Below are 17,058 nucleotides of genomic sequence, written 5' to 3'. Positions count from 1 at the left end.
TTGAGTTACCTCAGTAGATATATTCTTTTTGTTTACTTATCTTAACATAGTTCGGTTTTTTTGCGCCGACCTACTTAAACAAAAAATGAAAGATTGGTTTGGTAAATAATATTAGAGGGAGCATCTCAGTTTTGTAAAAAGCATTTTTTTTATTGTCGTGCGAGCGTCCCCGCTCGCGTATTGTACAATACGCGAGCGGGGACGCTCGCACTGTAAACGCAAAACTGAGATGCTCCCGATCGCATTTACCAGCCTACTTACTTAGCCCGCACCACCAACACCGAACAAGGAGCTTCAGCGACAACCTCCCCACTCACCGAACCCTCTAAAATCCGCTTTAAACCAGTTAAACCCCGACAGCCGATCGCAATTAAATCGGCCTTATAGATATGAGCCAAACGGACAATTTCTTCTGCTGGTTCTCCCGAAACAATCTCCAATTCGCTCTGGCAAGGCAACTTTTCCTGATAAGATTGCAGCAACTTCTCTACCTCTCGGTAAGCAATCTCATTTCCCTGAGCGTGAGGTCGATCGACAACCGCGTCAAAATCCGACCTACCAGAACTGACAACATGAACTAGAATCACCTTTGCCGTCGGTTCTAGCTGAAATTGTCCTACAACTTGCAATACCTGAGTCGCTAACTCTGAATTGTCGATCGCTACCAAAACAGTATTCAATACCATGCACCTTTAAATTTCCGATATTTAGACTTTAACTTTTCGCTGATTGTCGCCTACTTTCGACAATTTCGCGCTTCCCACCAACATCATTATTACCTACCCCGAAACCCGGTTTCTTAACATAATTGCGTCATTTAAGCAAGATTCTGGAAGAAACCGGGTTTCTTAAGCCCGCAGTGCGTAACTCGGTAGGTGCAAATAAACTGGGTCGCTTGTCACAGAATGTAAAGCTACCATAATCGCAAGATAATTGCTTCCTTTCATTGCAATTCACTCGCTTTTGACTACCTATGTATTTTGCCGATCGCCAATCTCAAATCTACCATCTAAAACTCACCCTTTCCCTCATTTTCAGTCCGCAGCCGCACCGAATCAGCGTGAGAAGGAAGCCCCTCGGCTTGGGCCAAAACATTAATCGCCCTACCCACCTTCTTAAGTGCTGCAGGTGAATATTGAATCAAACTCGAATGCTTCATAAAAGTTTCGACACCAAGCGGCGACGCATAGCGCGGAGCCCCAGAAGTCGGCAAAGTGTGATTCGGGCCAGCCAAATAATCCCCCACAGCTTCCGGCGTCGAGCAGCCCAAGAAAATCGCCCCAGCGTGGCGAATTTGATCGAGCAAAGCCCAGGGATCTGCAACTTGCAATTCCAAGTGTTCGGGCGCAAACTCATTAGAGAGTTCCGCCGCCGCTTTGATCGAGTCAACTACTACGACTAAACCATAGTTGGCGATCGCCTTTTCTGTTAAAGTTCGGCGCGGGTGATTTGCCAACTGTCTGTCTACCTCAGCTACCACCTTCCTAGCCAGCACCGAATCCGCCGTCAGCAAAATTGCCGACGCCATCGAATCGTGCTCAGCTTGAGCCAACATATCCGCAGCCACGTGCACAGGATTCGCCGAACCATCCGCAATAATCAGCACCTCCGACGGGCCAGCCAGAGAATCGATCCCCACAGTCCCGTAAACCAGTTTTTTAGCCAGGGTGACGTAAATATTCCCCGGCCCAGTAATTAAATCCACCTTCGGAATAGTTTCCGTACCGTAGGCCAAAGCCGCGATCGCCTGCGCCCCGCCTACTCGATAAATCTCATCAACTCCCGCTTCCTGAGCCGCTACCAGCACCGCAGGATTCATTTTCTTCTCCTGTCCGGGGGGAGTACACATCACCAGTCTCGGCACCTTGGCGACCTTCGCAGGAACCGCATTCATGATCACCGAGCTTGGATAGGACGCCTGACCGCCAGGAATGTAGATTCCTGCTCGATCGACCGGCGTGTAGCGCTTGCCCAAAACAATCTCGTCATCACCAAACTGCACCCAAGACTTGGGTACGCGCTGTCGGTGAAACGCCTCTACCTGTTTGCAAGCCAGCCGGATGGCATTTAATAATTCTTTCGACACCTGCTGGTAAGCAGCATCCAATTCGGCGCCTGTCACCCGTAAATCTTCTACATTTAGGGTCATGCGGTCAAATTCAGCAGTGTAGTGCAGCACAGCCTGATCGCCTCTGCGCCTTACAGCTTGCAGCACCTCCCGCACGGTGGCTTCTTTGTGAACGACAAGTTCGTCATGGGTGCGATCGCAGATCCGTCGCAGTTCAGCTTGTGCCTCAACCCACTGAGTAATGATTCGCAGCATGGAGATTAGGAATGCCGTCTATAACTTCACTAACATTTGCTTGACAATTGGGGATTTTTGTGGCTATCTCCTAGAGAAGTAGGCCACCACCAGTCCACAAGCTTAAACCGCGATAGTCGCGGCATTTTCCAAGGCTTCAGTGCAGCGTTTAAATCTCTGTCGAGGATTTTGCAACACTGAGGACAAGTCACCACATTCTCTAGGAATTGCCCGCCAGAGAACCGGTTGCGGAGGGAGAGGGTTGGAACGCAGAGGGGGAGAGTGTCCGACGCCGATAATATCCGAGAGGGAGAGTGTTCGATCGGGAGAATTTTGATTCTGCCTTCTACCTTCTACCTTCTGATCCGGCTGTCTTCTACCTTCTACCTTCTACCTTCAGCTTTTTACCTTCTACCTTCGGTAAGTGCTTCTTGCCGAAGCCCAAATAACCCGTATTCTTTGTTATAGCTTAACTTGGATTTTTCAGAGAATTGGATTTTAAGCAAAATAGGTGCTATATTAGTTTTTCCAACACCTGATAATTTTTTTATAAAAAAACGCCAAATTATTGTATACTTGAAAATTGCGCGCAAGAAACCGTGACTTTAACTCGTGACGGTGGAAACACCGCAAAACGCCTCTGTAAAACCCGTGTCATACCTTTGGGTATTGTCAGGGGTAAAGAACAGGCAGTTAAATGAGTCAATAAAAAATTATTGCGCGGGCGTCGCCAAAAAGTAGCCACCGACTCAGCTCAATCTGAGCCAAGGGAGAGTGGCTGTCTCACTCCGCCATTAAAAATCAAGCTTTTTGCGGATAGCTCCCGAAAAGGTTGTCCTTCAAAATCCCCGTGTCTTGGGACTGTCTTGAGACTAGGGTGTATCAGTCAGGAACCTCAGCCCTGACGGCATGAGGCTTGAAGGAGAAATCTAACAAGCCATTCTGACCAGCCTAAGTCTTAATTGACTACGTTTTTTGAGTCACGACACCGGAGAATGCGAAGCTAGTTTTCCGCTCTGTCGCTAGTAGTTAAACAACTTTAAGGTCCCTGAAGTAGTGCTGCTAGCCTAACAAGCTCACTAAACATTGGCGAAGCTAACTTTACTCCGCAAGGAGAACGGGACAACCATATCCCGGCGGGGAGGCAACCCTACCTCCCCAACCCCGCAAGGGAATTGTAAAGCCGTCCTAGAAGGACGGGGTTTCAAACCCATAATTCTGATGAATACCTACTTCCAGCAACTGAACTATGGCAAATATTAAGTCCGCCGTCAAACGAGTCAAAATCGCCGAACGTAACCGCTTGTACAACAAATCTTACAAGTCAGCGGTCAAAACTTTGATGAAGAAGTATTTCGCTGCCGTAGACAAGTACGCCGCAGCTCCGAGCCCGGAATTAATGCAAGAAGTCCAGCAGCGAATGTCTGAGGCCTACAGCAAAATTGACAAAGCTGTCAAAAAAGGTGTACTCCACCGCAACAACGGCGCTCGCAAAAAGTCCCGCTTGGCAAGAACCCTCAAGCCACACGAAACATCCTCGGTAGCGTCTTAAGGAAGCAGAAAGTTCGGCAACGAAGCAGTGTACAAGATTGAAGGGATGGATGTTGAGGGAAGAAGTCAAGCGTGAAGAAGTCAAGCGTGAAGCAGGAAGAAGGAAGAAAGAAGACGGAAGATTTTTCCCGCACACTCTCTCCCACTCCAACTCCCAGACTCTCTCACTCCCCCCTCGCCCTATCCCACCAGGACTCTCCCGTATCACCTCTAATCTGCTTCCCCCATGCAGCTCATCGACACTCACGTTCATATCAACTTTGAAATCTACAAATCTGAGTTAGAAGCCATTCGAGAACGCTGGCGCGAAGCTGGTGTAGTTCGGCTGGTTCATTCTTGTGTAGAGCCAGAAGAGTTTGCCGGCATTCAAGCAATCGCCAACCAGTTTGCAGAAGTCTCGTTTGCGGTTGGACTCCACCCCCTAGATGCCGACAAGTGGAAAGACGAGACTGCAAGCCAGATTAGGGAATTAGCAAGTTCGGACTCTAGGGTAGTGGCGATCGGCGAAACCGGACTGGACTTTTATAAAGCTGACGATCGAGAACACCAGTTTAAAGTGTTTGAGGCACAGCTTGAAATCGCCCAGGAACTTGACAAACCAGTCATTATCCACTGTCGCGACGCCGCCGCCCCAATGGCCGAAATGCTGAGGAACTTTTGGCAAACACGCGGACCAGTGCGCGGGGTCATGCACTGCTGGGGAGGCACGCCCGAAGAAACCCAGTGGTTTTTAGACCTAGGTTTCTACATTAGTTTTAGCGGAACAGTCACCTTTAAAAAAGCCTTGCAAATACAAGAATCAGCTTGTATGGTAAATAGCGATCGCATCCTAGTCGAGACAGATTGCCCTTTTCTCGCCCCCGTACCCCAGCGGGGAAAACGCAACGAACCAGCCTACGTCTACTACGTAGCCGAGCAAGTTGCTAAATTGAGAGGAGTTTCTCTCTTAACTTTGTCCCAGCAGACAACCGAAAATGCCTGTCAGCTATTCGGCTTTTCTGTTTAGTTATAGCAGAACAGAGAAACGAGGAAAACAAGTTGATTTAAGAGCCAGCGATCGGGACAATCCCATTTCTATCCTGCCAGAAAAACCGGATTCATCCTTTATTGGAGATTCTTTTGGCGTTGCCTGTTGCGATCGGATTTGCGTCCTATAATAAAAAGAACCGACCGATCGGGCATTGGCTTAGTCTCCGCGACTGCGATGTCGCCCGGAAACTACCAACACAACGCGAGTACGCTAACCTTCGGGAGCGGTCAAAACTTCACGCAATACCTCAAACTTACACACTCAAACTTACACACTCAAACTTACACACTCAAACTTACACATCAGAAGAAACTTGGAACCTCAGCAATTTGGCAATAGCTGTCAAGTCAATTTTAGGAGTCAAAAGTGTAGGGAATTCACCCAGGGATACCACGAGATCAGAGCTAAAAGCATCTCGATCGAAACTAAAATCCGCACAAAAATACTGCGAGCCACCAGCAATAATAACCGTTGCAGCAGTTGGCAGGCGATCGAAAACATCATATAAATTCTCTCACACAATCCATCAAAAAAACGCAACAAGGTAAAAAAGCCCAGCCTTGGCGCCATGTAAAAAGCTAGAGCCACTGCGGAAAAAGGACACCCATGATCACTAAAGATTACACAGAATTCGCCTTCACCTTGCCCGATTTGATCGAAATCCAGCGGGCAAGTTTTCGCTGGTTCCTAGAAGCCGGACTGATCGAAGAACTCGACAGCTTCTCCCCGATTACAGACTACACGGGCAAGCTGGAACTCCACTTCATGGGCAAAGACTTCAAACTCAAGCGCCCCAAATATGATGTGGACGAAGCCAAGCGCCGGGACAGCACCTACTCGGTGCAAATGTACGTCCCCACCCGCCTGATTAACAAAGAAACAGGGGAAATCAAAGAACAAGAAGTCTTCATCGGCGATTTGCCATTGATGACCGAGCGCGGCACTTTCATTATCAACGGCGCCGAACGGGTAATTGTCAACCAAATCGTGCGTTCCCCCGGCGTGTACTACAAATCGGAAACCGACAAAAACGGTCGCCGTTCGTATAACGCCTCGCTCATTCCTAACCGCGGCGCTTGGCTGAAATTTGAAACAGACAAAAACGATTTAGTCTGGGTCAGAATCGACAAAACCCGCAAACTATCGGCTCAGGTGCTGCTCAAAGCCCTCGGACTCACAGACGGCGAAATCTACGACTCCCTGCGGCACCCGGAATACTTCCAAAAAACGATCGAGAAAGAAGGACAATTCGGCGAAGAAGAAGCTTTGATGGAGCTCTACCGCAAACTGCGTCCGGGTGAACCCCCCACCGTGGCGGGCGGCGAACAGCTCCTCCACTCGCGCTTTTTCGACCCCAAACGCTACGATTTGGGCAGAGTCGGCCGGTACAAACTCAACAAAAAATTGCGCTTGACAGTCCCCGATACAACGCGGGTGCTGACATCGCAAGATATCTTGACCGCGATCGACTACCTAATTAACCTCGAATTCGACATCGGCTCCACCGACGACATCGACCACTTAGGCAACCGTCGCGTCCGCAGTGTCGGAGAACTGCTGCAAAACCAAGTGCGCGTCGGACTCAACCGCTTAGAACGGATCATCCGCGAAAGAATGACCGTCTCGGATGCCGACTCCCTCAGCCCCGCTTCTCTGGTCAACCCCAAACCGCTGGTAGCAGCAATCAAGGAATTCTTCGGTTCCTCCCAGCTATCGCAGTTCATGGATCAAACCAACCCCCTGGCAGAACTGACTCACAAACGTCGGCTTTCCGCCTTGGGCCCTGGAGGTCTGACTCGCGAGCGCGCCGGGTTTGCAGTACGGGACATTCACCCGTCCCACTACGGCCGGATTTGCCCGATCGAAACACCAGAAGGCCCCAACGCCGGTCTGATCGGTTCCTTGGCAACCCACGCCCGCGTCAACCCCTACGGCTTCATTGAAACTCCTTTTTATCCAGTAGAAAAAGGACGGGTGCTGCGCGACAAAGCCCCCGTTTACATGACAGCCGATGAAGAAGACGATTTGCGCGTGGCGCCCGGAGACATCAGCCTCGACGAAAACAACAACCTCTTGGGCGAAACAGTAGCCGTCCGCTACCGCCAAGAGTTTACTACCACCACTCCGATGCAGGTGGACTACATGGCGATTTCGCCGGTGCAAATCGTCTCCGTAGCGACATCGCTGATTCCGTTCTTGGAACACGACGACGCCAACCGAGCTCTGATGGGCTCGAATATGCAGCGGCAAGCTGTGCCGCTACTGAAACCAGAACGGCCCCTCGTCGGTACGGGCTTGGAAGCTCAGGCCGCCCGAGATTCCGGGATGGTTGTGGTTTCCCGGATCGACGGCGAGGTGATTTACATCGACGCTACCCGGATTATTGTCAAACCCCTGGCTGTAGATGCCGAATCGAATTCCAGCGAAGAACATTTCCTGATTAAGGAATACGACGATCTCAAAGTCAAACAGCCCTCGGTTTGGAAGCAAAAATATGCTGGCTGCATCGAACACGAACTGCAAAAATATCAGCGCTCTAACCAGGATACTTGTTTAAACCAGCGTCCGCTGATTTATGAGGGCGATCGAGTCGTAGCAGGTCAAGTGCTCGCCGACGGTTCATCCACCGAAGGGGCAGAGCTCGCTCTGGGTCATAACATCCTCGTAGCTTATATGCCTTGGGAAGGCTACAACTACGAAGACGCCATGCTAATTAGCGAGCGTTTGGTGTACGAAGATGTCTACACTTCGATCCACATTGAAAAATACGAAATCGAAGCCCGCCAAACCAAACTCGGCCCCGAAGAAATCACCCGCGAAATTCCTAACGTCGGCGAAGACGCGCTGCGCCAGCTAGACGAACAAGGAATTATCCGCAAAGGTGCTTGGGTAGAAGCCAGCGACATCCTAGTCGGCAAAGTCACCCCCAAGGGCGAATCCGACCAACCGCCGGAAGAAAAACTGCTGAGGGCAATCTTCGGCGAAAAAGCCCGCGACGTGCGCGACAATTCCCTCCGCGTCCCTAACGGCGAAAAAGGCCGCGTGGTGGACGTGCGGGTGTTTACCCGCGAACAGGGCGACGAACTGCCCCCCGGCGCCAACATGGTCGTCCGCGTCTACGTGGCTCAAAAGCGGAAGATTCAAGTCGGCGACAAAATGGCCGGCCGCCACGGAAATAAGGGTATTGTGTCCCGGATTCTGCCGATGGAGGATATGCCTTATTTGCCCGACGGGACTCCCGTTGACATAGTGCTCAATCCCTTGGGCGTACCGTCGCGGATGAACGTGGGTCAGATTTTTGAGTGCTTGCTGGGATGGGCGGGCGAAAATCTGTCGATGCGGTTCAAGATGGTGCCTTTTGATGAAATGCACGGGGCTGAAAAGTCGCGCGAAACCGTACACGGCAAGTTACAGGAGGCGCGCGAAAAAACCGGCAAGCCTTGGGTGTTTAATGAAAAGCACCCCGGCAAGACTATTGTCTACGATGGCCGAACTGGGGAACCGTTCGATCGCCCGATCACAGTCGGCATCGCCTATATGCTGAAGCTGGTTCACTTGGTAGACGATAAGATCCACGCCCGCAGCACGGGCCCTTACTCGCTGGTAACGCAGCAGCCTTTGGGCGGCAAAGCACAGCAGGGGGGTCAGCGGTTCGGAGAAATGGAAGTCTGGGCTCTGGAAGCGTTCGGCGCAGCTTATACTTTGCAAGAGTTGCTGACTGTGAAGTCGGACGATATGCAGGGGCGGAATGAAGCGCTGAATGCGATCGTCAAAGGCAAAGCCATTCCGCGCCCCGGTACGCCTGAATCTTTCAAGGTGCTGATGCGGGAGTTGCAATCTTTGTGCTTGGATATTGCTGTGCACAAGGTGAATACGTCCGACGAGGGCAGCGAGCACGTTGAGGTGGATTTGATGGCGGATGCTGGGGGCAAGCGATCGCCCTCCCGGCCTACTTACGAATCCCTTTCTCGTGACGAACTTGACGATGATTAGGCATTAAAGATTGTCGATTAAAGATTAAAGATTTTTTGACAGCATTCAATTCTTTAATCTTTAATCGGCAATCTCAAATTAAAATGCCTCAGCAGTGTTCGTACCACTGCTGAGGCGAATCAACGCTCTAAACAGGAGAGACGCTGAACATGAATATTGTAACAGTTGTCCCAGGAATTCAAGGAGAAGTTGACCGGGCGACGGGCTGTATTAATTGGCAAGGGAGCAAGTTTGGCAACGGTTACGGGCGCAAGTGGATCGATGGCAAAACAGTATTAGTCCACCGTTTAGTCCTCGAATCAAAAATAGCAGGATTCCTCGGTTCCGGTTATTTTGGTTGCCATACCTGCGACAATCGAAGCTGCATCAACCCGGCACATCTGGTAGCTGGAACTGCTGCTGAGAATACCGGGCAGATGATTGGGCGCGATCGCAAAACTCCCAGACGCAAAAGTATTCCCGGTATTGGCATATTGTCGATCGCACAACTACGGGAAATTCAGACTAAATATTTATCTGGAACCATCAAGAACCACCTAGCAAAAGAGTATGGAGTACAACATGAAACTATTACTAAGATACTTCAGACAAATATTCCCGATAACTTCACTACAGTTTCACCCAATTTTTTAGGAGAAATTCAAGACAGCGGCTGCATCATTTTCTCAGGTGGAAAGGATGGTCAAGGTTATGGCAGATACTGGAAAAATGGGAAATTAAAATCAGTTACCCGTGCTGTTTTAGCCGAGAAATTAGGATATGAACTTCCGACTTCGATGGATGCTTGTCATACCTGCGACAACCCCAGTTGCATCAATCCAGAACACCTTTGGGCAGGTACTCGCACTCAAAATTTGTTAGATGCTTCTAAGAAAGGACGCACTCAAGGAAAAAGTCATCCTCTTTCCAATGCCAAATTAGATTGGGAAAAGGTGCGAGAAATTCGACAAAAGCTAGCAGCAGGAGAGAGGATGAAGGATGTAGCACAGGAATACAGTGTCGGCCGCAAAACCATACACGATATTAAATATCACGTCACTTGGAAGGAAGCAGGCGAAGAGGTTCCAGTTCCTCGCATGGGTGGATATCTTGAACGAAAATTGACTTTCGAGCAAGCTCTTGAGGTACGAAAAAGGATTAGAGATAGAGAATCAATCTCTAAAATAGCTGATGACTTAAAAGTATCCTCAAGTGTTATCTATGATATTAAAAATAATATCACATATAAAGGAGTAAAAGAGTGATTTAAACCTAAAAAAAGGACAGAAAAAAGATAAACCACCCCAAATAATCTACTGTAAATTATCAATTGGAGTCAAGAATGGCTAAAATAGAACAACGCTTTGATTACGTCAAGATCGGGTTAGCTTCACCCGAAAGAATTCGACAGTGGGGAGAGAGGACTTTACCCAACGGTCAGATAACTGGAGAGGTGACAAAACCAGAAACAATTAATTATCGCACGTTAAAACCTGAAATGGATGGCTTGTTTTGCGAGCGCATTTTTGGGCCTGCAAAAGATTGGGAATGTCATTGTGGGAAGTACAAACGAGTTCGTCATAGAGGCATTGTTTGCGAAAGATGCGGTGTAGAAGTCACTGAATCTCGCGTCCGCCGTCACCGGATGGGATTTATCAAATTAGCGGCTCCCGTAGCTCACGTTTGGTATCTCAAAGGCATCCCAAGTTACATGGCAATTCTGTTAGATATGCCGCTCCGAGATGTCGAACAAATCGTGTATTTCAATGCCTACGTTGTCCTAAATGCAGGTAATGCAGAGAAGCTGCAATACAAGCAATTGCTCACCGAAGATGCTTGGCTGGAAATAGAAGACGAACTTTACAGCGAAGATTCCACACTCACAGGCGTAGAAGTAGGCATAGGTGCCGAAGCTTTGCAAGTTTTGCTGCAAAATATTCCGCTAGAAAGTGAAGCGGAAAAGTTGCGGGAAGATATTGCTAATGCTAAAGGGCAAAAACGGGCAAAGTTAATTAAACGCTTGCGGGTTATTGACAATTTCATCGCTACGGGTTCTCAACCCGATTGGATGGTGCTCAATGTGATTCCGGTGATTCCCCCCGACTTGCGGCCAATGGTGCAGTTAGACGGCGGCCGTTTTGCAACCAGTGACCTCAACGACCTCTATCGGAGAGTCATCAACCGCAATAACCGGTTAGCCAGACTGCAAGAAATTCTGGCGCCGGAGATTATCATCCGCAACGAAAAGCGGATGCTGCAAGAAGCAGTGGATGCGCTGATTGACAACGGTCGCCGGGGACGGACGGTGGTGGGGGCAAACAATCGGCCGCTGAAGTCGCTGTCGGACATCATTGAAGGGAAACAAGGTCGCTTCCGACAAAACTTGCTGGGGAAACGGGTTGACTACTCCGGACGATCGGTGATTGTAGTGGGGCCGAAACTGAAAATTCATCAGTGCGGTTTGCCGAGAGAAATGGCGATCGAACTTTTCCAGCCCTTCGTCATCCACCGCCTGATCCGCCAAGGATTGGTCAACAACATCAAAGCAGCCAAAAAACTGATCCAGCGCAACGATCCTAGTGTTTGGGACGTGCTTCAGGAAGTGATTGAAGGACACCCAGTAATGCTGAACCGGGCCCCCACCCTGCACCGTTTGGGGATTCAAGCCTTTGAGCCGATTTTGGTAGACGGGAGGGCAATTCAGCTTCACCCGCTAGTCTGTCCGGCCTTTAACGCCGACTTTGACGGCGACCAAATGGCCGTGCACGTGCCATTGTCTCTGGAATCTCAGGCCGAAGCACGCTTGCTGATGCTGGCTTCTAACAACATTATGTCGCCGGCTACTGGGAGACCGATCGTTACTCCTTCTCAAGATATGGTGCTCGGTTGCTATTACTTGACAGCCGAAAATCCTGACGCTCAAAAAGGAGCCGGTCACTATTTCTCCAACCTCACCGACGCTGTTGTGGCTTACGAACAAGGAGTTGTTGATTTGCATTCTTATGTGTGGGTGAGGTTTCAAGGCGCCATAGAAAATGCAGAACCGGAGGGAGAACCGCTGAAAGTCGAACGATCGACCGACGGTATAGTGACGAAAGAATACAAGTTCCGCCGGGAACGCGTTGACCCAGAAGGCAAAGTAATCAATCAATTCATTCGCACTACTCCGGGCAGGATTATCTATCACCAAACCATCGAATCGGTAATTAACAATTAGAAATCGGTAAGAGGTAAGAAGTAAGAGGTAACAGGTAATGGGTAATAACTGGCTAATAATTGCTAACAAATAATGGCGATCTAAGACAGAAAAATTACCCATTATTACTTAACAATACTGCGGCTCCGGTGTTACCGCTCGAAGTCGAAGGGCAAAAAAAGTTACCAATTACCAATTAAGTAGGTAGGTGAAAATAAACTTTCTTATGGGAAAGGCAATCTTGGTGCATTCATCTCCTAGCGAATGCTCTCTTTCTTACTCAAGCTAAACCAACCCCACAAAATGCTTGTTATTTTTTCCTTCTCGCTCCACTTGCTCGCTTACCCACTTACCAACAACCAACTACCAACACCTCGGCTGCCCGGTTCCTGAACCCTTGGGGTTTCGATCGGGAAAACCCAAATCGAACAGCAGAAAAAGTTACCAATTACCAATTACCACCACTCAGAAAAATGACAGAAAATAAAGAAATTGTTTTTCGCAATCGAGTTGTTGACAAAGGTCAGCTCAAAAAGTTAATTTCTTGGTCTTTCATGCACTACGGAACGGCCCGTACAGCCCAAATGGCCGATAAACTCAAGGACTTGGGTTTCCGGTTTGCAACACGAGCGGGAGTTTCGATTAGCGTAGACGATTTGCAGGTGCCGCCATCAAAACGATCGCTCCTAGATGCAGCCGAAGAAGAAATCCGCATCACCGAACAAAAATACACCAGAGGCGAAATCACCGAAGTCGAACGCTTCCAAAAAGTAATCGACACCTGGAACAGCACCTCAGAAGACCTCAAAGACGAAGTAGTCAAAAACTTCCGAGCCACAGACCCCCTAAACTCGGTGTACATGATGGCCTTCTCTGGAGCACGGGGGAACATTTCTCAGGTGCGGCAGTTGGTGGGAATGCGGGGATTGATGGCAGACCCGCAAGGGGAAATTATCGACCTACCAATCAAAACCAACTTCCGTGAGGGACTCACCGTCACCGAATACATCATCTCCTCCTACGGTGCTCGCAAAGGCCTAGTAGATACAGCGTTGCGGACGGCAGACTCTGGCTATCTTACACGTCGCTTGGTGGATGTGTCGCAGGATGTAATTGTCCGGGAAGTAGACTGCGGCACCCAGCGGGGAATTCGAGTGCGGCCGATGACAGACGGAGCAACGGTGCTGATTCCCCTCAAGGACAGGCTGCTGGGGCGGGTGTTTGCCAAAGATGTGGTGCACCCCAAAACCGGGGAAATTGTGGCCTACGGCGACGAAAAAGCTGTCCGAAATCAGCCAATTACTGAGGAGTTGGCGGGGGAAATTGGTAATTCTGGGGTGGGGGAGGTGTTTTTACGATCGCCCCTGACCTGCGAATCAACCCGATCGGTTTGTCAGCACTGCTACGGCTGGAGTCTGGCGCATTTGAAAATGGTAGACATGGGAGAAGCCATCGGGATTATTGCCGCCCAGTCGATCGGGGAACCCGGAACCCAACTCACCATGCGTACCTTCCACACCGGCGGCGTATTCACCGGAGAAGTCGCCAAACAAGAACGCGCCCCTACAAGCGGCGTAGTCAAATTCAAGAACTTGCGTACTCGATCGTTCCGCACCAGACACGGCGAAGAAGCACTGGTCGCCGAGAACAACGGCAAACTGGTATTTGAGGGCGACGGATTTGAAGAAGGGAAATCCGGGGCCAAAAATCAAAAACTGAAAATCGAACTAGCGATCGTCCAGGGTTCTACCCTGATGGTCAAAGACGGACAGCGCGCCATACCCGGCCAAGTATTAGCAGAAGTGCCGATCGTCGGACGCGCCGCCCGCAAAACCACCGAAAAAGTCACCACAGACGTAGCCTCCGACCTAGCCGGAGAAGCCAAATTTGCCGACTTAGTACCAGAAGAAAAAACCGATCGCCAAGGCAACACCACCCGCACCGCCAGCAAAGGCGGACTCATTTGGATACTCTCAGGAGAAGTCTACAACCTGCCCCCCGGCGCCGAACCAGCAGTGAAAAATGGCGATCGCATTCCCGCCGAAAGCGTCATAGCCGAAACCAAACTCGTCTCCGAACATGGCGGCGTAGTCCGCATCGCCGACCCCAGAGAAATAGAAATAATCACCGCCCAAGTCCTCCTCGACCAAGCAGTAGTCCGCGCCGAAAGCACAGGCGGCCGCGACCACTACACGATCGAAACATCCTCCAAACAGCGGTTTTCCCTCAAAACAGCCCCAGGGAGCAAAGTCATCAACGGGGAAGTAGTGGCCGAACTGCTCGACGACAGCTACCGCACAGCCACAGGAGGCATCGTCAAATACGGCGGAGTCGAAGTCCACAAGCGCGGCAAAGCCAAACTTGGCTACGAAGTCGTCAAAGGCGGCACCCTGCTGTGGATACCGGAAGAGTGCCACGAAGTCAACAAAGATATTTCTCTGCTGCTGGTGGAAGACGGCCAGTACGTAGAGGCCGGTACAGAAGTCGTCAAAGACATCTTCTGCCAAACCAGCGGAGCAGTAGAAATCACCCAGAAAAACGACATCCTCCGGGAAATTGTCATCAAACCGGGCACCCTCCATGTAGTAGACCGCCCCCCCCTAACATTAGGCGAAGGTCAAATTGTCAACGCCGGCCAAGAAATTTTCCCAGGCTTGGTTGCGGAGGAGTTGGGCTATGCCGAGTATATCGAAACCCCCGAAGGCCCGGCTTTGTTGCTGCGGCCCGTCGTGGAATTTCCCGTACCCGACAAGCCTCCCGTGCCTTCTCAGACGGCCCTCAACGAGTCGATTTCTTTGAAAGCAGTGCAGCGGCTTCCTTACAAAGATGGGGAACGGGTGAAGTCTGTGGAGGGATTGGAACTGCTGCGGACTCAGCTTATTTTGGAAATTGGTTCGGGGGCTCCGCAACTGGCGGCGGATATTGAGCTGTTGCCGGATGAGGAAGATGCTGCGGCTTTTGGGGCCGACGGTTCTGGGCCGGCTTGGGGCTCGGCTGAAGATATTGTTGCGTCGCAGGAGTTGGCGGTGGCTGGGGATGATGGGGGCCCCCCTGCTTCCAAGACTTTCCGCTTGCAGCTAGTCATTTTGGAATCGCTGGTGATTCGGCGGGATGTCTCTGCTGACCCGACTCAGGGAAGCACTCACACGCGGCTGTTGGTCGAGGATGGACAGTCGATCGCACCGGGAGCAGTAGTCGCCCGCACCGAGATTCTCTGCAAGGAAGCAGGTATCGTTCGAGGCATCCGTGAGGGGCTAGGCGAACCAGTGCGCCGGCTGTTGGTGATGCGAGATGCCGATTCTATTTCCATCTCTGTGGCGGGTACCCCGGATGTGAGTCCCGGTCAACTGCTGGTAGCCGGTACCGAAATAGCTCCGGGGGTTGTTCTGGAAGAATCCGGCCAAGTTGTGAAAGTTGTCCCTGCCTCGGAGACAGAACCGACCAAACTCTTGCTCAGAGTAGCCCGTCCTTACCGGGTTTCGGCGGGTGCAGTCCTGCACGTGGACGACGGCGACTTGGTGCAGCGGGGCGACAATTTGGTGATTCTGGTATTTGAGCGAGCAAAGACTGGGGATATCATTCAGGGTTTGCCACGGATTGAGGAACTTCTGGAAGGACGGAAGCCGAAGGAAGCTTGTATTTTAGCCAAGCGGCCGGGGACGGCTCGTGTGGTTACGGATGACGATGTTGTGGAACTGGCGGTGATTGAGGATGACGGCCGGATTGAGGAGTATCCTTTGTTGCCTGGTCAAAATCCGATCGTTTCTGACGGACAGCGCGTAGGCGTCGCCGAAGCCTTGACCGACGGGCCTGCCAACCCTCACGAAATACTCGAAGTATTCTTCCACGTACTCAAAGAGCGGCAATCTACCTTTGAAGCAGCCTTAGAGAGTTTCCAACAAGTGCAGACATTTCTAGTAAACGAAGTGCAGTCGGTTTATCAGTCTCAGGGCGTCGATATTTCCGACAAACACATCGAGGTAATCGTCCGGCAGATGACCAACAAAGTCAGGATGGAAGATGGCGGCGATACCACCATGCTCCCCGGTGAGTTGGTGGAATTGCGGCAGGTGGAGCAGGTGAACGAAGCCATGTCTATTACTGGCGGGGCGCCGGCAGACTATACTCCCGTGTTGCTGGGGATTACTAAGGCCTCGCTGAATACTGATAGCTTCATCTCCGCTGCTTCGTTCCAGGAGACTACGCGGGTGTTGACTGAGGCTGCGATCGAGGGTAAGTCTGACTGGCTGCGGGGCCTGAAGGAAAATGTGATTATCGGCCGCTTGATTCCCGCGGGTACTGGGTTCAATGCCTATGAGGATGCTGGAGTCCAGGATGCGGGCTTTGATGGTGCTGTGTTTGATGACGACATCCACGATTTGCAGGAGGATGTTGTGCTTGACGATCGAACTGCCCGTCGTGCTTATACGATCGAAAGCGGCTATGAAATTGGCCGCGGAGCCGATATTGAGCCTGATGAGGATTTTGAGGAAGTTGAGGTTGATGAAGATGAGTTTGTCCCTGAGTCTGAAGACGATGCTTTGGGGTCTGATGTTGACGATGATGATGATATTGGTTTTGATTTTGATGAGGATGAAGACTAATCTCGTGTTTTGAGATTGCATGAAGCGAGTGAATGGTGTTGCGCTCGCTGAGGATAAGTTTGTTCCACGGGCGCCGCACACTCCTATTTCATGAGTTGAAAAATCTCAAATTTTTCCTCAGAAATTACAAGTCCGAACTCATAGCATTGTGCTGCAAGGACATCGAAAGGAAGAAGGAAGAAGAAAGATTCAGAGTTTAAGCAAACTTTGTAAATAAGAGAGTTTTAATTGTTTGTTGGTTTAAACAAACAATTCTTTCTTCCTTCTTCCTTTTTCCTTCTTCCTTCTTATTCCAATACCGTTCAGTTAGTGCTAAAAAAACCGCTCGTGTGTAGGTTGGGTTGAGGAACTAAACCCAACATTTTCGCTACAATTTCCCTTAACCCAACCGTATTGCTTCTTA

The 17,058-nt window shown here is 50.4% G+C and carries 10 protein-coding genes; 7 read left to right on the top strand and 3 right to left on the bottom strand.

The features are described from left to right. Nucleotides 1–257: 257 nt before the first annotated feature. Together QT992_RS22205 and hisD are read right to left on the bottom strand one after the other, a co-directional pair. Nucleotides 258–686: a universal stress protein gene (locus QT992_RS22205; RefSeq protein ID WP_333337920.1), complete on the bottom strand. Its 429-nt coding sequence runs from the start codon at nucleotides 684–686 to the stop codon at nucleotides 258–260. Between the two features lie 323 nt (nucleotides 687–1,009). Beyond that, nucleotides 1,010–2,323: a histidinol dehydrogenase gene (hisD, locus tag QT992_RS22200; protein ID WP_333316257.1), complete on the bottom strand. Its 1,314-nt coding sequence runs from the start codon at nucleotides 2,321–2,323 to the stop codon at nucleotides 1,010–1,012. A gap of 1,228 nt (nucleotides 2,324–3,551) precedes the next feature. Here hisD and rpsT point away from each other — a divergent pair. From rpsT to QT992_RS22185, 3 genes are all read left to right on the top strand, one after another. Then, nucleotides 3,552–3,854 (top strand): 30S ribosomal protein S20, encoded by a 303-nt coding sequence (gene rpsT / locus QT992_RS22195; RefSeq protein ID WP_333066838.1) that lies wholly within the window; start codon nucleotides 3,552–3,554, stop codon nucleotides 3,852–3,854. Between the two features lie 225 nt (nucleotides 3,855–4,079). Further along, nucleotides 4,080–4,859 (top strand): TatD family hydrolase, encoded by a 780-nt coding sequence (locus QT992_RS22190; protein WP_333244503.1) that lies wholly within the window; start codon nucleotides 4,080–4,082, stop codon nucleotides 4,857–4,859. Further along, the gene (locus QT992_RS22185) at nucleotides 4,828–5,010 is read left to right on the top strand and encodes a hypothetical protein (RefSeq protein WP_333337924.1); all 183 of its coding nucleotides are present in this window, start codon (nucleotides 4,828–4,830) and stop codon (nucleotides 5,008–5,010) included. The genes QT992_RS22190 and QT992_RS22185 overlap by 32 nt, the downstream gene beginning before the upstream one ends. A 233-nt stretch (nucleotides 5,011–5,243) precedes the next feature. Here the strand turns inward: QT992_RS22185 and QT992_RS22180 are convergent, their stop codons facing one another. Next, nucleotides 5,244–5,387: a hypothetical protein gene (locus tag QT992_RS22180; RefSeq protein ID WP_333316259.1), complete on the bottom strand. Its 144-nt coding sequence runs from the start codon at nucleotides 5,385–5,387 to the stop codon at nucleotides 5,244–5,246. Nucleotides 5,388–5,489: 102 nt separating this feature from the next. Here QT992_RS22180 and rpoB point away from each other — a divergent pair, with 102 nt between their 5' ends. From rpoB to QT992_RS22160, 4 genes are all read left to right on the top strand, one after another. Beyond that, complete coding sequence (rpoB, locus tag QT992_RS22175; RefSeq protein ID WP_333316261.1) at nucleotides 5,490–8,876, top strand: DNA-directed RNA polymerase subunit beta; 3,387 nt, start codon at nucleotides 5,490–5,492, stop codon at nucleotides 8,874–8,876. 149 nt (nucleotides 8,877–9,025) lie between these two features. After that, nucleotides 9,026–10,120 carry an HNH endonuclease gene (locus QT992_RS22170; protein WP_333316262.1) on the top strand — a complete coding sequence of 365 codons (1,095 nt, stop codon included), beginning with the start codon at nucleotides 9,026–9,028 and terminating at the stop codon, nucleotides 10,118–10,120. 77 nt (nucleotides 10,121–10,197) lie between these two features. Continuing rightward, nucleotides 10,198–12,072 (top strand): DNA-directed RNA polymerase subunit gamma, encoded by a 1,875-nt coding sequence (locus QT992_RS22165; protein ID WP_333316264.1) that lies wholly within the window; start codon nucleotides 10,198–10,200, stop codon nucleotides 12,070–12,072. 227 nt (nucleotides 12,073–12,299) lie between these two features. Continuing rightward, complete coding sequence (locus QT992_RS22160; RefSeq protein WP_333337975.1) at nucleotides 12,300–16,655, top strand: DNA-directed RNA polymerase subunit beta''; 4,356 nt, start codon at nucleotides 12,300–12,302, stop codon at nucleotides 16,653–16,655. Nucleotides 16,656–17,058 lie beyond the last annotated feature (403 nt).

This window comes from Microcoleus sp. T3_D1 (genome assembly GCF_036700405.1).
GTDB lineage: Bacteria > Cyanobacteriota > Cyanobacteriia > Cyanobacteriales > Microcoleaceae > Microcoleus.
Note: the sequence above shows the minus strand (reverse complement) of the source record. Positions and strands in the feature narration are given on the sequence as shown.